This is a genomic window from Euzebyella marina (assembly GCF_014855515.1).
GTDB classification, from domain to species: domain Bacteria; phylum Bacteroidota; class Bacteroidia; order Flavobacteriales; family Flavobacteriaceae; genus Euzebyella; species Euzebyella marina.
In genome coordinates, this window is sequence record NZ_JACYFK010000002.1 from 718,056 (window position 1) to 738,224 (window position 20,169).

Annotated in this window: 17 protein-coding genes; 6 read left to right on the plus strand and 11 right to left on the minus strand. The window is 39.8% G+C overall.

The window, feature by feature from the left end; genetic code table 11:
• Positions 1-120: 120 nt before the first annotated feature.
• Positions 121-819, minus strand: a complete 699-nt coding sequence (locus IL356_RS11975; RefSeq protein WP_121848782.1) for a TIGR04283 family arsenosugar biosynthesis glycosyltransferase — start codon at positions 817-819, stop codon at positions 121-123.
• A 153-nt stretch (positions 820-972) separates the two neighbouring features.
• Between IL356_RS11975 and IL356_RS11980 the strand changes: the two genes are divergently transcribed.
• On the plus strand, positions 973-1,761 hold the full coding sequence (locus IL356_RS11980) for a DUF547 domain-containing protein (protein WP_225621474.1): 789 nt from the start codon (positions 973-975) through the stop codon (positions 1,759-1,761).
• Between the two features lie 18 nt (positions 1,762-1,779).
• Here IL356_RS11980 and IL356_RS11985 read toward each other — a convergent pair whose 3' ends face one another.
• Together IL356_RS11985 and IL356_RS11990 are read right to left on the minus strand one after the other, a co-directional pair.
• Complete coding sequence (locus IL356_RS11985) at positions 1,780-2,874, minus strand: BamA/TamA family outer membrane protein (protein ID WP_121848780.1); 1,095 nt, start codon at positions 2,872-2,874, stop codon at positions 1,780-1,782.
• A gap of 653 nt (positions 2,875-3,527) precedes the next feature.
• The gene (locus tag IL356_RS11990) at positions 3,528-4,808 is read right to left on the minus strand and encodes a CDC27 family protein (RefSeq protein ID WP_121848779.1); all 1,281 of its coding nucleotides are present in this window, start codon (positions 4,806-4,808) and stop codon (positions 3,528-3,530) included.
• Positions 4,809-5,283: 475 nt separating this feature from the next.
• Here IL356_RS11990 and IL356_RS11995 point away from each other — a divergent pair, with 475 nt between their 5' ends.
• Positions 5,284-6,471: an LETM1-related biofilm-associated protein gene (locus IL356_RS11995; RefSeq protein ID WP_121848778.1), complete on the plus strand. Its 1,188-nt coding sequence runs from the start codon at positions 5,284-5,286 to the stop codon at positions 6,469-6,471.
• Positions 6,472-6,552: 81 nt separating this feature from the next.
• On the opposite strand, the gene IL356_RS12000 is transcribed toward IL356_RS11995, so the two are convergent.
• The 5 genes from IL356_RS12000 to IL356_RS12020 form a co-directional block, all read right to left on the minus strand.
• Positions 6,553-7,323, minus strand: coding sequence for a LytR/AlgR family response regulator transcription factor (locus tag IL356_RS12000; RefSeq protein ID WP_121848777.1), 771 nt, complete (start codon positions 7,321-7,323; stop codon positions 6,553-6,555).
• An 81-nt stretch (positions 7,324-7,404) separates the two neighbouring features.
• Complete coding sequence (locus tag IL356_RS20325; protein ID WP_121850686.1) at positions 7,405-7,821, minus strand: 2TM domain-containing protein; 417 nt, start codon at positions 7,819-7,821, stop codon at positions 7,405-7,407.
• A complete protein-coding gene (locus tag IL356_RS12010) occupies positions 7,715-8,035 on the minus strand; it encodes a 2TM domain-containing protein (protein WP_121848776.1) in 321 nt (106 codons plus the stop codon). The genes IL356_RS20325 and IL356_RS12010 overlap by 107 nt, the downstream gene beginning before the upstream one ends.
• A gap of 19 nt (positions 8,036-8,054) precedes the next feature.
• Positions 8,055-8,357, minus strand: a complete 303-nt coding sequence (locus IL356_RS12015; RefSeq protein ID WP_121848775.1) for a 2TM domain-containing protein — start codon at positions 8,355-8,357, stop codon at positions 8,055-8,057.
• Positions 8,358-8,492: 135 nt separating this feature from the next.
• Positions 8,493-9,830 (minus strand): 2TM domain-containing protein, encoded by a 1,338-nt coding sequence (locus tag IL356_RS12020; RefSeq protein WP_121848774.1) that lies wholly within the window; start codon positions 9,828-9,830, stop codon positions 8,493-8,495.
• A gap of 256 nt (positions 9,831-10,086) precedes the next feature.
• On the opposite strand from IL356_RS12020, the gene IL356_RS12025 reads away from it, so the two are divergent.
• Positions 10,087-11,079, plus strand: a complete 993-nt coding sequence (locus IL356_RS12025) for a DUF1028 domain-containing protein (RefSeq protein ID WP_121848773.1) — start codon at positions 10,087-10,089, stop codon at positions 11,077-11,079.
• Between the two features lie 4 nt (positions 11,080-11,083).
• On the opposite strand, the gene IL356_RS12030 is transcribed toward IL356_RS12025, so the two are convergent.
• Genes IL356_RS12030 through IL356_RS12040 form a run of 3 tightly spaced genes read right to left on the minus strand, consistent with a single transcriptional unit; the run spans position 11,084 to position 16,190 of the window.
• Positions 11,084-12,211, minus strand: a complete 1,128-nt coding sequence (locus IL356_RS12030) for a Gfo/Idh/MocA family oxidoreductase (protein ID WP_121848772.1) — start codon at positions 12,209-12,211, stop codon at positions 11,084-11,086.
• A gap of 6 nt (positions 12,212-12,217) precedes the next feature.
• Positions 12,218-13,078: a sugar phosphate isomerase/epimerase family protein gene (locus IL356_RS12035; protein ID WP_121848771.1), complete on the minus strand. Its 861-nt coding sequence runs from the start codon at positions 13,076-13,078 to the stop codon at positions 12,218-12,220.
• 22 nt (positions 13,079-13,100) lie between these two features.
• Positions 13,101-16,190, minus strand: a complete 3,090-nt coding sequence (locus IL356_RS12040) for a PVC-type heme-binding CxxCH protein (RefSeq protein WP_121850685.1) — start codon at positions 16,188-16,190, stop codon at positions 13,101-13,103.
• Between the two features lie 151 nt (positions 16,191-16,341).
• Between IL356_RS12040 and IL356_RS12045 the strand changes: the two genes are divergently transcribed.
• The 3 genes from IL356_RS12045 (at position 16,342) to IL356_RS12055 (ending at position 20,158) form a co-directional block, all read left to right on the plus strand.
• Entirely contained in the window at positions 16,342-17,208 is an 867-nt protein-coding gene (locus IL356_RS12045) for an AraC family transcriptional regulator (RefSeq protein WP_121848770.1), read from the plus strand.
• A gap of 42 nt (positions 17,209-17,250) precedes the next feature.
• The gene (locus tag IL356_RS12050) at positions 17,251-18,798 is read left to right on the plus strand and encodes an NAD(P)/FAD-dependent oxidoreductase (RefSeq protein ID WP_121848769.1); all 1,548 of its coding nucleotides are present in this window, start codon (positions 17,251-17,253) and stop codon (positions 18,796-18,798) included.
• Positions 18,799-18,862: 64 nt separating this feature from the next.
• A complete protein-coding gene (locus tag IL356_RS12055; RefSeq protein WP_121848768.1) occupies positions 18,863-20,158 on the plus strand; it encodes a DEAD/DEAH box helicase in 1,296 nt (431 codons plus the stop codon).
• Positions 20,159-20,169 lie beyond the last annotated feature (11 nt).

Consider the following 20,169-nt stretch of genomic DNA (forward strand, 5'->3'; position numbering starts at 1 on the left):
TAAAGGCGAAAGCGAAAAGTCCGGGTTATTTTAACCTGGGCTTTTTTTATTGGGTACTATTCTGAAAAGTCTGAAGACTTCCAACTAAAAGCAGGATTAATCAAAACCGTCCCTATCTTTTCAAGATACCGGTCGAATAAGAAAATTATGTAAAGTTTTAATTTTTTGGGAGGGGAAATGAAATTTAAAGAGAATCAACAATACAAGATTGCTCAAATTAACTTTTAGGTATGAGTTACGGTCGTATTTTCTAGCAGATACCAACAGGTCGTTTTTAATGATTTTATAGGGTATTTGATTTCCTTTTATTCTTCTAAAGATTTCAAAATCTTCCATAATTACCTGCGAATCATCGAAACCACCCAGTTTCTCAAAAGTGGCACGTTGAATGAACAGGCACTGGTCGCCTCCGCCTGTAAAAATTCCGTCATTTGATGTAAAAGATGCGTTTATGGCCAGTAGCCGGCTTGGACTATCAAAACGATACGAGAAAAACCCGGCTAAAAAGCCATTACTAATGGCTTTATTCATATCGGTTACAAAATCATCGGGTGGAATAACATCAGCATGCAAGAATGCCAAAATCGAGCCTCTGGCTACCTTTGCCCCATAATTCATCTGCACAGCACGCCCTTTTGAAAGCGAACTGATAACAGTCACTTTTTCATTAAATTTAAGTTGATGGGAAGAATCATTATTTGTTGCAGAGAGAACAATTATAATCTCAAAATCGTGGTTCGTAGAACGGCTTAAAATATGCGGTACAAGTTTCTGTAGATTCTGTTCTTCATTATGTGCAGGAATAATGATACTGACCATTCTTATAGGGGTAGTTTTGATTCCTTAAAATTCCAAGGAATAAGTAAAACAATTGTAAAAACGCTATAAATGTTAGCTTTCGCAAAAAATCCAAGACAAACCTTATCCAAGCTTTTGCGTAAGTAACAATGATACAATTTTAAAAACATCTTTATGAGATTGCTGTGCTTTTATCTGCTGATTCTTTTCCTTCATAATCCCATGTCTAATGATGGCCTCATAGACAAGAGGTATCAGGATAGCAAAGTGGACTGGAACACAGTTTCGGAGAAATTTTTGGAAGACATCAAAAGTGGAAAAAGCACCAATGAAGTCAGGGCTCTTCTCTATAATACTTCCATTGAAGAATTAGAAAAAAATCTTAAATCTGACGAGCAGAAGCTTGCTTTTTGGATTAATATCTATAACGCCTACATACAAGTAATTTTGTCCGAAAACCCTAAGAAATATGAAGACCGACAAAGCTTTTTTAAAGAAGAGCAATTACCCATTGCCGGTGAAATGGTTTCGTTCGCAAAGATTGAGCATGGCATTATTCGAAAATCTCAGTGGGAACTAGGCCTCGGGTATGTTCGAAAATGGTTTCCAGATGATTTTGAGCGAAAGTTGCGAGTTGAAAATACCGATTATCGTATTCACTTCGCCCTTAATTGCGGCGCCAAAGATTGTCCGCCGGTAGCGATATATACCCCAAAGAGGCTTGAAGAGCAACTAAAGGAAAATACCAAAAACTATCTAAAGAAGACATCAACTTACAATGCTAAGGATAAGGAAGTAAAGGTTACCTCGCTCTTCAACTGGTTCAGGGGCGATTTTGGAGGTAAAGATGGTGTTTTAGACATTCTTAATCAGCAAAAAATTATTCCAACTACAAATGGAATAGATATAGATTATAAGAATTATGATTGGACCTTGGATTTGGATAACTGGACAACTCTTTAATAAACAATTAAAGATTTATCAGAACGCTTCCTTGATGGTAAAGTAGAAATTACCGCCTTCGGCCGACATACCGTAATCAGCGCGAATACGAACTCCGTCACGCTTGTTGATAATATATCTAATACCCACACCTGCGGCCGGTTTATACACGGAAGATAACGCTTCACCCAAATCGGGAGCTACAGTTCCGGTAGAACCGAAAGCAGCACCTCCGAACCTTCCGGCAATCGGAAATCTGTATTCCAGGGCAAAACTCAATTCGGCATTATCTTGAAAACGCCTATTATTGATACCTCTTGACCTTTTAGAACCTAAATAGTAAAGATCATAGAACGGTGTGTTCTCACTACTATTCGCTAAAAATAAATTAGCGGCAATAACCTGTTCTTTACCAACTTTTTGGTAAAACCGATTGTCAAGTTCAAACTTGTTGTAATTAAAACTGGATCCCAACAACTTTGATGAAGTGAAGAAATTACCTTGAATATAAAAGCCCTTGGTCGGGAAAAAGATATTATCCCTAGTGTCATAAAAAGCCAAGATGCCAACGTTAGACACGGTTCCATCTCCTTTTCCAGGTACATCAGACGCTTCCAAAGTACCGCCCTCCTCTATCTTAAGATTGCTAAAGCCGTCGAGTTCATAACCAACCCCAATAGAAAGATTGGGTACCACTTCGCGCAATAGCGATAATCTTACCCTAGGAAAAGTTACTTCATACGTTTCTTCATTTTCTTCAGGTGTATTGATACCAACACCGTAAAAATTATAGAAATATTTATAAAAACCTACTTCACCTAGCAATCTCCAGCGCTCTTCATCTTTATAAAACTCAAAGGGCATGTGGGCCAGAATTTGATTTTTAGTAGTGTAACTGAGACCGAGCTGTATGGAAGATGGCCTTGTCTCTTTACTTTCACCGCGCAGCCAAAAATTACCAATACCAAGACCACCGAAGCCAAAGGCCGTCTCGGGAGTGTAAAAAGCTACCGGAAAAGCCGATATTTTTAAATTTTTGACCAAGGAATCGTTTGTGGTATTACCTTGACCGAACGATGCTAATGAATATAAAGAGATGAAAAATAAAAATTGAAGTTTGGTCTTTAACTGCATATACAAATAAGATTCCTTTTGAATAAGCTTAACTCATTAAGTTAGAACACAAAACTAAAGGCTTTATTTGGCTCGTAGAGACGCGAAAGAATCAATTTATGGCTTGATACGTTAACGCAAGCGTTCAACAGCAATAACTTATTTACCGATTGGATGGTTTTTAGGAGAAAAGGAAGTTTTCTAATCCAGAAATTCGCTTAAGACGCACAAATGGCTGTCTCAAAGAAGTTTTTATTGAGAAATAAGCAAAGTTGGCTACCGCCAATTGCTCAATTTTAGTAAAGAGAAAAGTTCTACTTTTTAGCCTTTAGAACTTTTCGAAGTCCTCTGCGTGCATTAACCACCTTCAAGCATAGCATTAGCATGCAAGAAAGCCAAATCACAAAAAGAACGTACTCCATAACTCTATTAATTTAGGGGAACTATTAGGTTAAAGTTCAGTTACAATCTAAAATTTTCAGTATTTCAAATTCAGCAATTTTTTGTTTTTGGGATTATAAACATAGCAATACTGAGAAAACTATCCTATTCAAAAGTTAAAAAATTCACAATAAAACACACCTTTTTGTTTAAAAAAACTCTGTGCTACAGAAAATTAGATAATTCATAAAAAACACCCTTAAAAAATAGTAAATTATATCTTACACAATTAGTTACAAATTCGCTATACTCTGCTCGTACAGAGGTCCTAATTCGAAAATTGCATTTTTTAATTGACGTTTGATCTTACCAACTTTTTGATATTGACCCGTTGCCTTATATATTTCGGCAGCATAAAATAAAATTTCCGGGTCAAAGGTTTTGCCCTCAATTTCTCTTTCAATTATGTCAAGGGCCTGTTTGTAATCCCCTTTCTTCAGATAACTATAGGCCAATAGACTATATGCTTCCGGAGTAGGTCGGTTTTGAACTTCTTTCTTCGCCAAGCGAAGTGCCTTCTCATACTCGCCAGTCTCATGAAGGTAAATGGCAACATTTAACGTGTTGTACATATTGCCATAATCAGGATTACTTACCAATTTAAAATACATATCTAGGTTTGATAAGCTTTGCAAATCATCACCCATATAATCAGCGATTTCAGCCTTTAAAAGAAAGAAATCGGGTGATTTATATTTCTTGGTTACAGAATCCAAAATTCTCATGGCCTCACGAGGGCGGTTTTCATGTGAAAAAACTATCCAAGCAATTCCCTTTTTGGCATTGGCATTTGCGGGGTCGATAGTCAAAGCTTTTAAATAGAGCTCATAAGATTTTTCGATTTTCTTGGCGTGACCGTAATAATCGGCCAGTTGGGTATACGACCATAGTTGAAGCGACTTATTTTTAGAATCTTCGGCCTTGTCCATGGCTTCTTCCATGAATTTGATGGTACGACTTAAGTCTCCCTTATAATCATTCCACTTGGCCAAACGGACCAGTTGGGCGAAGTCCTCTACATCTTGAATACTATCCAGGTATTTTTCGGCAGTCTGATAGTTGCCAAGTTCCATGTGCACATCGAAGAGTAGAATTCGGCTTTGTCTTGTTCCTTTTTTGGTCGCCCTGGCCGAATCTGCCATAACCAAAGCTTCCATAAACCTATGTTGCGCTATATAGTTCCTGGCCAATGACCGAAAGTAGCCTGACTTACCGGTCGCAGCGTTGTCAACCGCCTTGGTTAGCACGGCTTCGGCTTTTTTCAGGTATTTGATATCTCCCGTATTTTGAAAAAAACGACTGTACTCACCGCCTATTATACCAAAACTCATTAGCTGTGTACTATCTTCCTTTGCTTTTGAGCTCCATAGTTCAAAAGCTCTGGAGACTTTATTAGCAGTAGTAGAGGTCAAAAACCTGTCATAATCGTTACTATCGGTAATAGTTCGACGGTCAGTATTACTACATGAAGAAATAATACCCATAAGCAGCAAAATACCTACGAAGTATTTCATTTTAATTTTCATTTTTTATAGTTCTCGTTATTCCCTTACAACCTGTTCTATCGAATTAAGGGAGGACGATATAAACCATCCTCCCTCTCTTCTTCATAGATTGCTAAGCTATATCCAGAATCCTAATTATGATGGTTGCCAGAGGCAAACTCTCTTCACAAAATCTTCTAACCCTTGTTTACCCTAGTCCGGCTCTTTGAACAATCACGGATAATAGGCCTGCAATTCATAATTACCTACGTAGTTAAATCACAAGGGTTTGGTTTTCAGGGTTAAAAAACTGTTAATAGCAAAAAAGATGTTCTTATGAAAGTTCAGCGAAGGGAATCAAAAATGAGGAAGAAAATCATTTTATCGCCTAAAAATACTAATCTCGAAAACTATGCGAGTAATAATGCGGTAAAGCTCAAAACGAAGTAAATATCTGCTGTAGTAACTGATTTTGTAGTAATTTGGCCCCTCTAAATTAAGCCCCATGAACCCTTCAGCGAACGGCTGGATAGATAAATTCGGTTTCATTGTTCAGAGCGAACCACCACTTTATAATGATTATCAATCATTATATGAAGCCCTAAAAACCTTCGGTTTTGTTTACGGCATAAATACGGGCATACCTAATTTTATCAATACACAGCACAGCCTCTCAGAAGATGAAATGGCTAAGGTGAACTTGCTGACCGCGCTATATGGCACATATAAAATAGAATCTAAAAAAACAGATTTTCATCAATTCATCACCAAGCTGTTTAAATTCTATCAAGAACTAAAAGTAGACAATAGTTCTTTTTTTCATAAAATCTTGATTGGTAAAAAAACCTCTGCCCAGCTAGAGGTTTTGATAGATTCTCGAGTGTATCTAGAGGATAATATTGTCGGAAAAACATTTAGCAGTTTTATAACGAATTCGCTACTCTTTATTGATGTTCTCCTGTTTAAGGAATTTCTATCGAATGCATCCGGCATTCGCGAAGAAGCCCAACGTTTGGAGTATCTCACCATCAACATCACTTATCACGCACTTAATTCAAAAGAAAAAAATAAAAGTGACGAACGGCTAGCTCAGCTATTTGCCTCTTCCTTAACCTTTATTGAAAGTGATGCCAAAAATTTTGACGGAATGTATCGTGAAAAGCTTTTGGGCAATACTTCGGTCTGGGAAAATCAATACTTTCTTGATATCGCCTGTTTGACCGTTTGGGAGGACAAATCTTTAGAGTATCAAGAATCGGAATTCGTTTTTGGATTTGGAAAAGATTTAGGGTTTACCGAAGAAGCTATTAGGCAATCACTAAAAGAGGTACAGCATTTTTTTAAAATCAATTCGCGCTCGGTACCCTTTTTAAAGGACTCGAATTTAGCTGTGCAGTTTTATGACAGTATGGCCAAAGTGGTCAAAAAACTTATTCTTAGAAACAGTAAGAGACTTCAAGGTGAACTTGCCCAGAGTAAAGAATTGGTCTTTCTATTATCGAAATCAACAGTAAGAGATTTGACGCCCGAGGAAAAGAAAAAAGTACAAAACCAACTTCTCGATATTTTTAAAAGTATACCATCACTGGCAATTTTCATTCTACCTGGTGGAGCGGTATTGCTTCCTATTTTCATCAAACTCATTCCTAAATTGCTACCCTCTTCTTTTGATGACAACCGCATTGAAAAATAATGCCACAAAAGGGTAAAAAGGACCTATAGAAAATATCTATTTAAATAAATAATAGTCTGTATATTAATTGACTAAAGGAAACTACTCCAACCAAATCTTAAAGTCCTTTACGCGCTCTCGACTTACTATAATTTCTTGATCAGAAAAGCGATTTAACTTGATTTGAAGGCGTGAATTAGTATAGGATACGATATCTCTTATGTGATTGATATTGATATAAAATTTACGGCTCACCCTAAAAAAATCTTTTGGCTCTAGGTCGGGCTCCAAATTCTCCAAGGTAGTGTCCAAAAGATAATTTCTACCATCAGACGTAGCCGCATAAGTACCTTTATTCTCGCTATAAAAACACTCTATATCCTCAGCGTTTAAGATTTTTAAGTGCTGCCCCACCCTCGCTGTAAAACGTTTTTTATATTCCCTTTCAATGGGGTTGACCAATAGCTTTTTGATATCATTAAAATCCAAGGCCAGCTTTGGCGCTGAGGGTTTCATCGATTGATATTTAGCCACCGCAGCTGCAAGCTCATCTTCATCGATTGGTTTTAGTAAGTAATCAATACTATTAAGTTTAAATGCTTGCAAAGCATATTCATCATAAGCCGTGGTGAATATAATCGCACTTTTCACCTGCACACGGTCGAATATTTCAAATGAAAGCCCATCCGATAATTGAATATCCAAAAACATTAAATCAGGGTGGTCGTTTTTTTCAAACCACTCGATTGACTCACTTACCGAATGCAACAAAGTTGTTACTTCGACCCCTAATTTATCTAACATTCTTGATAATCTTCTGGCCGATGGTTTTTCATCTTCGATAATTAAAGTACGTAAGGCTTGGCTGGACATAGGTAAATTAAAAGTTTATTTAAGAATTATTAAAATATTCATATTTAAATATTTATACATGAAATTAAAAACACCATCAGCTTACGAAAATTTATTTTTCCAAAATTTAGACGAGCCTAAAAAAGCATAATTGGCATGTATTAGCAATATTACTCCCCAGATTACCGGAATAAATATAATATTCAAAGCTAGCCAATTGTAAAATTCGCTATTGTGTATTTCTTGGTCTAAAAAGAAAGCAAAGATTTCCCCTTTGAACCAAAATAAAACAACATTAACTACTAAAAAGAGTAACGCATGCTCATAGAACTTCTTTATGCGTTCAACTTTTAATTTCGCCCTGGAATATTTCGATGAAGAATCTTTAATCATTTGAGTCGCCTTATCGGAATTAGTATTTACCAATCTCCCTTTTATCTTCCTCCATGAACTTTTCAATCTGCCTTTTTTCCCACTCCTTGGTAAAAACTGGGTTCCAAGAAAAGACTTTTGCGGCATGAAATGCCAAGCCTATACCCCAAAAGAAAGGAGTAACGAACGTTTCGAAGCTGAACAATGAATCAGCTAGGCTTACTCCCTCTTTCATACGCATAAAAGCCGTCATACCAACAATAAACGTATTAATCACCAAATACACCGTGGCATGTGAGTAGAATGATTTGAGTGCCTGCACCCTTTTTTTTGCCCTAAGTTTTTTATCCCTGTTTTCCATCTGTATATTTCCTATATACTTATTCCCATTTTTTTATTTGTTCATCTTCCTGCATAAACTCCTTTATCTTACGCTCTTCCCAGTTGCGGCCAAAAAAGGGATTCACATCATAGGTTTTCAACCATTGAAAGACCAGACCAATGCCCCAGCCCAAGGCCGGCCATAAAAACCAAGCATAGCTCCACTGGTCAAGATAGTAATTAAGCCCTGCCAAAAAACTGATGACTATGATATAAGAAGTCAAACTCGCATAAAACTTTTTAATATGGTCTACCCTTTCTTTAGCTCTCATGTACCTACTTTCTTTTTCAAAATCTTCCATTGTTTTTTGTTTTAGTTGTTATTTCTAGTACAAATTTGAATCAACACTGCTCAATTTCTAAATCAATTTATCTCAATTGTAGTTTTTGAAGGATGAATTGGAGAACCGACCCTTAAAATTAACCCTAACAAGGAGTTAAAAATTTTCATCCTCCATGTACTCACGCATCTTCTTTTCTTCCCATTGCTTGCCCCATAACGGATTGTACCCAAAAGCAGCCATGCCATGAATGGTCAACCCGAAGCCCCAACCAAAAATCGGAAAAAGCACCCAAGGGAATGGGGTTGTCTTATAATTCAAGTACGCCAAAAAAGGAATGATTACCACGTAGGCGAACAAGTTACCATAGAACGATTTAATATTTTCAACCCTTTGCTTAGCTTTCTTATATCTTTTCTCATCAATATAAGACTTCTGCTCCGCCATATAAGAGATTTGTTTTACCAACGTTGGTAGATATACCGTAAAATGGGTATCATTTTTCTCTATGCCCACTTGGCGATCGGTAAGCACTGCAAAACGCTGCCGTATATTTTGTAGCCCCACTCCTGTACTTTTTTTCACCACCTGTTTTTCCTGTAGGTTATTTGATACCACCAACATTCCGTTTTTCTCGAAAACTTTAATATGCAGGGGTCTACTTGAGGTCACCACATTATGTTTAACCGCATTTTCTAACAAGAGCTGTAACGACAACGGAACTATGCGCGCCTCGGGATTTTCAGAAGCATCAGGAATTTCAAAAACAATACTATCTTCAAACCTCATCTTCAAGAGCTGTACGTAAGTTTTGGCGAATTGTAGTTCTTCATCGACCAAAATCAAGTCTTTATTTTTTTGTTCAAGTACATATCGGTAAACTTTTGACAATGAGGTGGTAAATTTTTGTGCCTGCCTAGGATCTTCTTCAATCAAGCTAGTCAATACATTTAAACTATTGAACAAAAAATGGGGGTCTAACTGATTCTTTAAAGCATCAAATTGTGCCGAGGCCGTACCTGCTATTATCTTTTGTTCTTTAACCTTGGTCTCCTGTCTATATTTGTAATAATGGAAACCGTAGAACAGGGCAAGAACAGCGGCTGAAATAATCAGTGAATCTGAATAATCGCTTAATGTTTCATCTCTGATAAATTCACCAATCGATACATTATGCAAGGCCATCACCACTATTGATCTTGCCACGAATATGCCTATAAGGGTCACCAAGAAATTACCTGCCAGACCAAGTAACAATCGTCTAAAAGAACGAAAATTGCTTCCGAATTTGCTTTCGAGAAAACGCCAGACGTACACGTTGGCCAAATAGAGAATAACCGAAAAAATCATATTCTCATAGTAACCTCGCCATATGCGCTGCATATCAAAGCCGCTTTCGAGCTTGCCTGAGAAATAAAAGCCTACCAAAATGATTAAGAAAATTAGGGTTCCGATCAGGAAGGCCCTACCGACATCTTTTATGAATTTTTGCATTATACTTTGCTGCTATCTAGACTTTACAAATGTTGACCCGGTTCGACTAAAGTTAGTAAAACTTATCTTGCTGCCTTTTGCCTTACTATTTCTTAATTCTCCAATTTGTTTCCGAGCGCTAAAATCGCCCTAAAATACCGGCACTTCACGCTGTATTTCAAATTATAATTACCGAAATGTCGAATTGTAGGCATGAATTGACAATCATCACTCCCCTTCAGGTCAATTAATTATCTTAGTGACAATTAAAATCGTTATGAAAGCACTACAGATTATAGTTTTTTTAGTCGCAAGCCTTTTTTCATTGAACGCAATAAAAGCGCAAGGTGTGTACAAAGACCAATTTGCCCATACCTTTTCAATTGTTGCGCGAGATAGTATTACCGGAGAAATGGCCGTAGGTGTTCAAAGCCACTGGTTCTCCGTTGGTACCATTGTGGCCTGGGGCCAATCGGGGGTCGGTGTAGTAGCGACCCAATCTTTTGTCAACCCAGCTTATGGGCCAGAGGGTTTAACTCTTATGCAGGAAGGAAAGAGCGCAAAACAAGCACTCGAAATACTGACAGCAAAAGATGAAGGAAAAAATTTCAGGCAACTGGGCTTTGTTGACAACAAAGGCAACGTGGCTTCATTTACCGGCAAGAATTGCGTTGCTTCCGCTGAACATTTTGAAGGAAATAATTTTGCAGTGCAAGCAAACATGATGCTGAACGATAATGTGGTTCCTGCTATGGTCAAAGCCTATACCGATTATGCAGATTTACCGCTAGCCGAAAGGGTCGTCAAAACGATGCTAGCTGCCCAAGAGGCAGGTGGTGATATTAGAGGAAAGCAATCTGCCGCACTTATTGTGGTAAACGGAGCACCGGTCGAAAATACCTGGGAAGACAAAAAGGTAGACCTAAGGGTAGATGATAGCCCAGAGCCTTTACAAGAATTAGAACGGCTATTAAAGGTTCATCGCGCCTACGAGCATATGAATCGTGGGGATTTGGCGGTGGAGGCAAATGACATGACAACAGCCTTAGAGGAGTATGGCGCTGCTCAGAAAATGTTCCCGGATAACCTTGAAATGAAATACTGGACAGCCATCGCACTTGCCAACGGAGGCAAAGTAAATGAAGCCCTACCCATTTTCAAAGATGTATTTTCTTCGGATGGTAATTGGAAGACTTTAACAAAGCGCCTTCCAGAATCGGGTTTATTGACCGTTTCGGAAGGCGACTTGAAAAAAATTATTGAGCAGTGATTCTCTACGATAGGGTGAATTCGGGTAACTTCATCAGTTCCCCACCTTTTAAAGCCGACTCGTGGGCCAAAATTCCCACGCAGGTTATATTGGCCGATTGTCTCGCATTCGGGTAAGGTGACTCTTCTTTAATCAATGCATCGACAAAGGCATGTACCAAATGAGGGTGCGAACCGCCATGACCGGCCCCTTGCGTAAAAGAGAGATGTTGATTATCATCGGTATCGTACACCCCTTGCGTGGTAAATCTTTGAATCTCTTCGGGAAGTAATTTGGCAAAATCAGGACTTTCAACTTCCTCGGGTATTTCCGGCTCTGGTTTTTTAGCCGTATGCACTACTAATGGCTTTCCTTCTATCAAAGGCCATTCAACAGATTTCTTAGAACCATATACCTCAAAACTCTCACGATATTGTCTGGCAACATCGAATAGAGATCGGTAAACCTGAGCGCTCAAATCTGAATCCTTAAACTTGATGTGTGTAGTTTCAACGGCAAATGGCGAATTGTAGTGGCCGATTAGTTCTTCCCTAATAGTACCTGAACCAAAACATGAGACATACTCGGCCTGCCCTCTGGTCAAGCCTAGAACAGGGCCCACACAGTGAGTGGCGTAATGCATCGGGGGTAACCCGGGCCAATAATTGGGCCATCCGTCCATATCTTGTTGATGACTGGCCTTTAAAAACTGTACTTTTCCCAGTTCTCCATTTTCATAAAGCTCTTTCATATATAGAAATTCCCTAGCATACACCACCGTTTCCATCATCATATAGGTTAAACCTGTTTCTTCGGTCAACCTAACAATTTCTTCACACTCTTCGAGAGTGGTCGCCATAGGAACCGTACAAGCTACATGCTTACCGGCCTTTAATGCTTTTATAGACTGAATTCCATGGTCAGGAATAGGGGTATTTATATGAACAGCATCAATATCGGGGTCTTGTAACAATTCATCGTAAGATGTATATCGCTTTTCAATACCACAAGCATCGGCCAAGGCGTTAAGTTTGGTTTCGTTACGCTGTGATATGGCTATAAGATTTGCATTCGGATGCTTCTGGTAAATCGGTATAAACTCTGCGCCAAAGCCCAGACCTACGATTGCGACGTTTATTTTCTTTGTGCTCATCTACTTTTAATTTTTGAATGTTTCTTTTAAAAATTTGATTCCTTCTGAGGCAAATTCATCTTGGCTTGGTGCTAGGTTTTTCCAAATACAAACGGCACCTGCCAATTCCTTTATCTCTGGGGTAAAGCTTTCGATAACGATAGCTCCTTTATAGCCGATGTCTGAAAGGCCCAATTGAAAATCGTTCCAAGGCGTGAGTCCGGTACCAGGTATACCCCTGTGGTTTTCAGATACCTGCACATGAAGAAGCTTATCCCCCACTATATTAATGGCCTCTCGAATATTTTTCTCTTCAATAGTCATATGAAAACCATCCAACAATATTTTAGCATTCGGTTCATTGATATCTTTGGCCAATCGCACCACATCTTCGGCCGTATTGACCAAGTCTGACTCAAATCTATTAAGAGGTTCCAAAGCGATAGACTGGCCATAGTCCTTCGCTATAGAGCATACCTTTTGAAGGTTGGTGACCGCTAGATGCCACTCGGCTTTCTTTTGTTCTTCGGAAACCATACGAGCCTTTCCGACGGCACTGTACATCGGTCCGGCTAAAAAGTCGACCCCAAGTTCAGCACATATTTCAAAGCTTTTTTCAACATAATTAAAGCAATTGTCATGAAGCTGTTTATCATCGCTGGTCAGGTCTTTTGTAGGGCCGAAAACCCCACAAACGGTAGATAAAAGGCCGTTGTCTTCAAGAGCCTGTTTGACCACTTTTGTGTCGATTAATGAAGGGTCTTCTACAGGAATTTCAACCAAATCATAGCCCAATGCCTTGATTTTAGGAAATAGCGATATAGATTCAGTTGTAAATGGAGATTGCCACAACCAGGTGCTGACCCCAAATTGATGTATTTTAGACACGTTTATATTTTTGAATTACTGATTATTTGCTTGAGACCACCTTCATAACGCCTTGCATTATTCGCCAATGCCCTGGGAATGTACATATGAATGGATATTCGCCGGGTTCGGTAGGAGCTACAAAACTTAAAGTTGCACTTTCTTCGGGGTTCACGATTGCTGTCGCATAGAGTACCTCGGACATTTCGGGAACGTAGTTCATCTCTGCACCATTAGGTGCTACGGCCAATTTATCGGCAGCAGCGCCAACTTTCTCTTTCTCCCCTTTCTGAACAATTACCAAATTGTGCTGCATGAAATCTGTATTTGAGAAGTTGATGGTTACTTGCTTACCAGCTTCCACAACTATTTCAGAAACATTGAATTTCATTTCATTGGTGACGGTACCAATATTTATTACCGTACCAACGGCATCAGCTGTCAAGGCTACGTTTACAGCGCTACCTACCTTACCTATATAATTATTTACAAAGGTTTCGGCCAATTTATCACCTTCTAAATCAACTTTTTCAGAACCGGTAGCGACAGGTTGGGCTCTGTATGTAGGTTTTTCTTTTTGAAATGCACCGACAAAACCATCTATATGTTTGGCAGCTGCGGCGTACAAAGCTTCTGAAAGCCATCGGTCTTCTTTCAGGGCCTTATCTTTACTTGCTTTATAAAGGGCTGCACCTACCTCCTGTGAAGGTGAACGCTCAGAGAAATACAGAAGGGCGGCCAATCTGACCGAAGGGTCTTTATCATTGATAGCACCTGATAATAGCAAGGCTTCATCGACCTTCTCGTTTCTAGGCAAAATTTGTATGGCCGCTTTTCTTACTGCCGCCGCAGGATGAAACAACGCTCCTCGAACGACCGAAGCAGCTTCTTCGTTACCGCTCACGGCTCCTAAGCCATCCAAGGTCCATAAGGCGTGCAGAGCACCAGGGTTTTGCCCGATACTGTTCAATGAACTATCATTGATCAGTTTATAAAGTTTCTTAGAAACTTCTTGATTACCGCTTTCTACCAATAACCTCTGGGCAGTCATTCTCCAAAACATATTGTCGTCTGAAAGCGCATGCACCAAGTCATCTACATTATCTTTATCTAAACTGGACTTTTCACTTTCATGTTGCTTTTTAGGAACGACTCTCCAGATTCTTCCGTGCGATTTGTCCCGTAAAGGGTTTACATAAGCATTACCGGAGCCGTTTTCGGCGTCAAAACCACCGCGTTCTTTATTCGGGGTAGGATTATGTTGTACGATGAAGTTGTACCAATCTGCCACCCATACCGAACCATCAGGGCCTACTTTGGCCTCTACCGGACTGACCCACTCATCGGCTCCCGCAAAGAGGTTTCCGCCATCTTTCTCGATATATCCTGCACCTTCCTTTTCAATTTTAGATATATGCACAAGACCACCTGTTGGCTCACAAACAAATGCCGTTTTGTTCCAGTAATTACTCGGATAATTTCTAGCGGTGTAGAAATGGTGGCCGGCGGCGGCAGTAAATCCTCCGAAAACATCAACCTGCCTATAGTTCATGGTAATCGGCTGCATGTCGTAGTGACCGTCGATTTTAGCGCTTCCTTGAAACTTTACTCCCTCAACACCGGCAAAATTATCATTAGGAATTCCTAAAAACACACTGTGCGTATTGTTCGCGGTTGAAGCGAATATTGAGTTGTCTTCGGTAAAACCCAACCCCCAAGTATTGTTACTCGTATTGGTCAAAAATTCGAAATTCTTATAATCTGTATTAAATCGATAAACCCCCTGCCTAAACTTAAATTCTTTACCAAAAATTGAACCTTCAAAACCCGAATAGCCAAGTACACCATATACATGGTTATCAATACCGTACTGTAGGTTCGATGGCCCCGCGTGGGTGTCAAAAGTACCCCAACCATCTATTATTGTTTCCCTAACATCGGCTTTGTCGTCTCCGTTCGTGTCTTTTAAGAACAAAAATACAGGAGCCTGTGAAACGATTATACCACCGTTCGCAAATGCAAAACTGGTCGGAATATTCAAGTTTTCGGCAAATACTGTTACTTTATCGGCCTTACCATCTCCATCGGTATCTTCTAAAATTTTTACCTTATCATCACCAATACCTTCATCATTACGAACGGTATTGGGGTAATCGACTGTTTCAATGACCCACAGACGCCCTTTTTCATCCCAATTCATAGCAATGGGGTTGATAATATCTGGTTCGGAAGCGAAAAGTTCAAGCTTAAAACCGGCTGGCACTTGAATCAACTTGGCCGATTCTTCAGGACTAAGGGGCAGCTGATATTTAGGTGCCGGGTCGCGCTTCTCGTAGTTGGGTATATTCGCCATTTCTTTATAGGCCAATTGTGGAATATCGGTTGCAAATGCTTGCCAATTTTCCCTGACCTTGTCGGAAACCGCCCAAATAATACCCTCTTTAATAAGTTTTTGAAAACCTGGTTTTTCCCAAGTTCGCTCATCATGACCGTAGGCAGTGTAGAAAACCTTGCCTTGACCATAGTCTTTCACCCATGTCCATGGTTCCTTATGGTCGCCTTCTACCCTTTCCATTAATATTTGAATATCGTCGGCTATTTTATCATGTACATACGTTTCGTCCCATGTTGAAAACTCGGATACGTTCTGCATGATAGGATGTTCTTTATCTACAATATCGGCAGTAAAAGTGCCCGTCTCATGAGACATAAATTGGCCACCAACCATATCTACATAATCCTCTGAGTTTCTAAAACAAAAACTGGCACAGTGAATAGGTATAAATGCATGCCCTTCTTTTACATAGTCAATCAATGCTTTTTCTTCGGAAGAATTAATGTCATCATGGTTGGCATAAATGATAAGTCCGTCATAAGTCGCCAAATTCTTTTCGTTCAAATCGGTTACTTCTTCCGTATAGGTAATATTGATACCATCTTTTGCCAAAGCGGAAGCCAGTACCGGAAAATAAGCCCTAGAATTATGGTGTTCTTGCGAATGCCCTAAAAATAGTATTTCGATTCGTCTTGGGCCATCTTCTACATGTGCCGTTTGCTCCTTTGATTCTGAGCCACAGCCTACTAATAAAAAGAATAATGCTACAGTGCAAATAGCGCTTAATGAGGATTTCATAAGTCGGTGGATTTTAGAATTATCAATGATAAGCATAAATATGGTGTAAAATTCACACTCTCATATCACATTCTGACTGTATTATATCATCAAAACATTGTTTAGTTTAAAATTTTGGTATTTTAGTTGTCATTTACACAAAAAGAGTCTTTTGAAAGCTGCCTTACAGAAATCACCCATACCCACTTCACGAGCGTATGTTGCCAAACTACTGAACGAACCCGTTTTTGACCCTCATTGGCATTTTCATTCTGAATATCAAATATTTATGGTACTCAAAGGAAACGGCACCCGTTTTATTGGTGATAGCGTAAAACCTTTTAAAACAGGTGATATCACTTTTACCGGGTCTAACCTACCACATTTATGGCGTAGCGATCAAGAACAGGAACAGGCGAAAAACATAGCTTGGTCTCAAGGTGCAGTCATCTATTTCAAAGAAGATTTCTTAGGCACCAATTTTTTGCAGACCGAAGAAGCCATACGTTTGCGCCAGTTGTTTCGAAAAAGCCTTCGAGGAATGGAGTTTCATGGTGAAACCGCTCTAAAATTGCGTGAGATGATCATGCAATTAATAAGTATGGAAGGTCTTGAAGGTATTCTTCATCTTTTAAAAATTCTAAACTGTATTAGCCAAACCCAAGAATTTGAACTATTGGCCAGCGCCGGTTACACGAATACCCTTCGAGAAGCCGATACCGAACGTATGTATCAGGTATATTCTTATGTAATGAAAAATTTCAGAAATAAGATTGCCATTGCCCAATTAGCTGAAATGACGAACATGACGCCTACCTCATTCAGCAGGTATTTTAAAGTGCATGCCAATAAATCTTTTACCCAATTTGTGAGTGAGATACGAATCGGTCATGCCTGTAAGTTGCTCATCGAACAAAAGAAAAACGTTTCCACAGCCTGTTATGAAAGTGGATTTCAAACGCTATCAAACTTCAATAAACAGTTCAAAGCCATTACCAAAAGAACACCTATGGTCTACAAAAAGGAGTATGGACTTTAATTTCATTAAATAAACTCTATTAAAATGCCCTAATTTTGGCGGATGATCAAAACCCTACAATTACGATTATCTCTTGAGGAAGAAGCCAAAGAAGGTTTATTAAAACAAAAAGCTGCTCAATATCTAGGTCTCGATACTTCCGATTTTACCCTAAAGACACTCAGAAAGTCTATAGATGCCCGAAAACCTCAAGTTCTTTTTAATTATAAATTGGTTGCCTACATAGGTGAAGATGCTCCTCAAAACGATTATTCATTTGAATATAAGAATGTTCAAAACGCAAAGCCCATACATATCATAGGCTTTGGCCCTGCCGGTATGTGGGCTGCATTGCGTTGTTTAGAGCTAGGCTTCAAGCCTATTGTTTATGAACGGGGCAAAGATGTTCGCGAACGCCGTAGAGACCTTCGTGCCATCAACCAAAACCATGTGGTGAACGAAGATTCGAACTATTGTTTTGGCGAAGGCGGTGCCGGCACCTACTCCGATGGAAAACTATATACACGAAGTTTAAAGCGCGGTGATGTCAAACGTATTTTTCATAGTTTGGTTCATCATGGCGCTACCGAAGAAATTCTGGTTGACGCGCATCCGCATATCGGAACGAATAAACTTCCTAAAATCGTAAAGAACATTCGCGAAACGATTATTAACTACGGCGGCGAAGTTCACTTTGATACCAGACTGACCGATCTTCTTATTAAAAATGGCTCCCTAGAAGGTATCGTAATCAATGATAGTAAGGAGATTGCCACGCACAAGGTAATTTTGGCCACAGGCCATTCGGCTCGGGACATTTTTTATCTTTTAGAAAAGAAAAAGATTGCCTTAGAAGCTAAGTCTTTTGCCATGGGTGTGCGGGTCGAGCACCCCCAACACGTCATCGATTCTATTCAATATCATTGTTCAGGTACACGAAACGAACTTCTGCCCGCAGCCGCCTATAGCCTTGTTCATCAGGTAAAAGGGCGTGGTGTATATTCTTTTTGTATGTGCCCAGGTGGTTTTATTGTACCTGCTGCCACCGCCCCAGGTGAAGTAGTGGTCAATGGTATGTCACCATCAAAAAGAAACAATCAATTTGCCAATTCAGGAATAGTAGTAGAAATTAATGTAGATGAGGACCTTTCTCGATATCAAGGGTATGGAGCGATGAGAGGGCTTGAATTTCAAAAAGATTTAGAGCGATTGGCCTTTACGGCAGGGGGTAGAAACCAAACGGCCCCTTCACAGCGATTGACCGATTTTGTCGAAGGTAAATTATCGCCAAGCCTTAACCCTACTTCATACCAACCAGGGTTGAACTCTGCTCCGTTGCATTCACTTTTACCAAAACTGATGGGTAGTCGCCTCCGAAAGGGATTTGAAGAATTCGGAAAAAAGATGAAAGGCTACTACACCGATGAAGCGAATATCGTGGGCGTAGAATCAAGAACTTCATCACCGGTAACCATCCCAAGAAATGAACAATTAGAGCATCCTCAAATCAAAGGTCTCTTCCCATGTGGTGAAGGAGGAGGGTATGCCGGCGGAATTGTTTCAGCGGCCATGGATGGAGAAAGATGCGCTGAAGCCGCTATCGGGCTTTAATTTTTTAATGAACCGAAGAAGTAGCCATAAATAGGCGTACCTTCGCAGCCCTTAAAACACAACGATGAAATTTGAAGAGCTAGGCTTATCACAACCTATTCTAAAGGCCCTTCGGTCAGAAGGTTATTCAGAACCCACCCCAATTCAACAAAAGTCTATTCCCATTTTATTAAAGGGAAAAGACTTGTTGGGTGTAGCCCAAACCGGTACCGGTAAAACGGCGGCTTTTGGTATTCCTATTCTAGAAAGGCTTCTTCAAACTTCGAAAGGACAAAGCGGGAAAAAGAGAGTAAGAGCCCTTATCGTTACCCCTACTCGGGAACTCGCCCTGCAGATTGCAGAAAGTCTAAGTGCTTATGGCCGTTTTACACCCATCACCAACACGGTCATTTTTGGTGGTGTCAAACAGGGGCAACAGGTAAAAGCTTTACAAAAAGGGATAGATATTTTGGTCGCGACCCCGGGTAGATTGCTTGATTTAATGGGGCAAGGTTTTATCAACTTAAACGATTTGGAAATCGTGGTACTCGATGAAGCCGACCAAATGCTTGACATGGGGTTTGTTCACGATGTAAAAAAAATCATTGCGGCCCTGCCTTCCCAAAGACAGTCCCTATTTTTTTCTGCCACGATGCCACAGGCAATCGTCGAATTATCTCAAAAACTCTTGGGCGACTTTGAAAGAGTGACTATCAAACCTCAACAGGCTACCGCCGAACGTGTCGAACAAGGGGTTTATTTCGTCAGCAAAAGAAATAAGGCACGCTTACTCATTCATTTGCTCCGAGAGAAGGAACAAGACTCAGTTTTGGTCTTTTCAAGAACCAAACACGGGGCCAACAAGATCGTTACCAAATTGGAAAAGGCCGATATAAGGGCTTCGGCCATTCACGGTAATAAATCGCAAACGGCCAGACAGAAGGCACTGGGAAGCTTTAAAGATGGTAAATTGAAGGTTTTGGTCGCTACCGATATTGCCGCAAGGGGTATTGACGTTGAAGAACTGTCATTGGTCATTAATTACGATTTACCGAATGTACCTGAAACCTATGTACATCGAATCGGAAGAACCGGGCGGGCACAGGCCAGTGGTACGGCCCTTTCATTCTGTGACAAAGATGAAAGACCCTACTTAAAAGACATAGAAAAGTTGATCAAACAGCAAGTACCTGTAATGCCAGAGCACCAATTTGTTGATGATAATGAACAACAGGAAACCCCTGACAAACCTAAGGAAAACAGTCCGAAACCTAGAAGAAACAAAGGCAGGTACAACTCTAGAAGTTCAAATTATAGAGGAAAAAGCAACAATAGGCGCAATAGGCGACCAGGTGGTGGAAAGCCGAAAAGAAAAGATTAGACCGGTAGGTG

What these genes read in the sequence shown, in the direction of transcription:
- IL356_RS20325 (WP_121850686.1), bottom strand. Translation starts at nt 7,821, where the DNA reads ATGCCGCAAAAGTCTTTTCTTGGAACCCAGTTTTTACCAAGGAGTGGG.
- IL356_RS11980 (WP_225621474.1), top strand. Translation starts at nt 973, where the DNA reads ATGAGATTGCTGTGCTTTTATCTGCTGATTCTTTTCCTTCATAATCCC.
- IL356_RS12050 (WP_121848769.1), top strand. Translation starts at nt 17,251, where the DNA reads ATGATCAAAACCCTACAATTACGATTATCTCTTGAGGAAGAAGCCAAA.
- IL356_RS12010 (WP_121848776.1), bottom strand. Translation starts at nt 8,035, where the DNA reads ATGGAAAACAGGGATAAAAAACTTAGGGCAAAAAAAAGGGTGCAGGCA.
- IL356_RS11985 (WP_121848780.1), bottom strand. Translation starts at nt 2,874, where the DNA reads ATGCAGTTAAAGACCAAACTTCAATTTTTATTTTTCATCTCTTTATAT.
- IL356_RS12055 (WP_121848768.1), top strand. Translation starts at nt 18,863, where the DNA reads ATGAAATTTGAAGAGCTAGGCTTATCACAACCTATTCTAAAGGCCCTT.
- IL356_RS11995 (WP_121848778.1), top strand. Translation starts at nt 5,284, where the DNA reads ATGAACCCTTCAGCGAACGGCTGGATAGATAAATTCGGTTTCATTGTT.
- IL356_RS12015 (WP_121848775.1), bottom strand. Translation starts at nt 8,357, where the DNA reads ATGGAAGATTTTGAAAAAGAAAGTAGGTACATGAGAGCTAAAGAAAGG.
- IL356_RS12000 (WP_121848777.1), bottom strand. Translation starts at nt 7,323, where the DNA reads ATGTCCAGCCAAGCCTTACGTACTTTAATTATCGAAGATGAAAAACCA.
- IL356_RS12025 (WP_121848773.1), top strand. Translation starts at nt 10,087, where the DNA reads ATGAAAGCACTACAGATTATAGTTTTTTTAGTCGCAAGCCTTTTTTCA.
- IL356_RS12020 (WP_121848774.1), bottom strand. Translation starts at nt 9,830, where the DNA reads ATGCAAAAATTCATAAAAGATGTCGGTAGGGCCTTCCTGATCGGAACC.
- IL356_RS12030 (WP_121848772.1), bottom strand. Translation starts at nt 12,211, where the DNA reads ATGAGCACAAAGAAAATAAACGTCGCAATCGTAGGTCTGGGCTTTGGC.
- IL356_RS11990 (WP_121848779.1), bottom strand. Translation starts at nt 4,808, where the DNA reads ATGAAATACTTCGTAGGTATTTTGCTGCTTATGGGTATTATTTCTTCA.
- IL356_RS12040 (WP_121850685.1), bottom strand. Translation starts at nt 16,190, where the DNA reads ATGAAATCCTCATTAAGCGCTATTTGCACTGTAGCATTATTCTTTTTA.
- IL356_RS11975 (WP_121848782.1), bottom strand. Translation starts at nt 819, where the DNA reads ATGGTCAGTATCATTATTCCTGCACATAATGAAGAACAGAATCTACAG.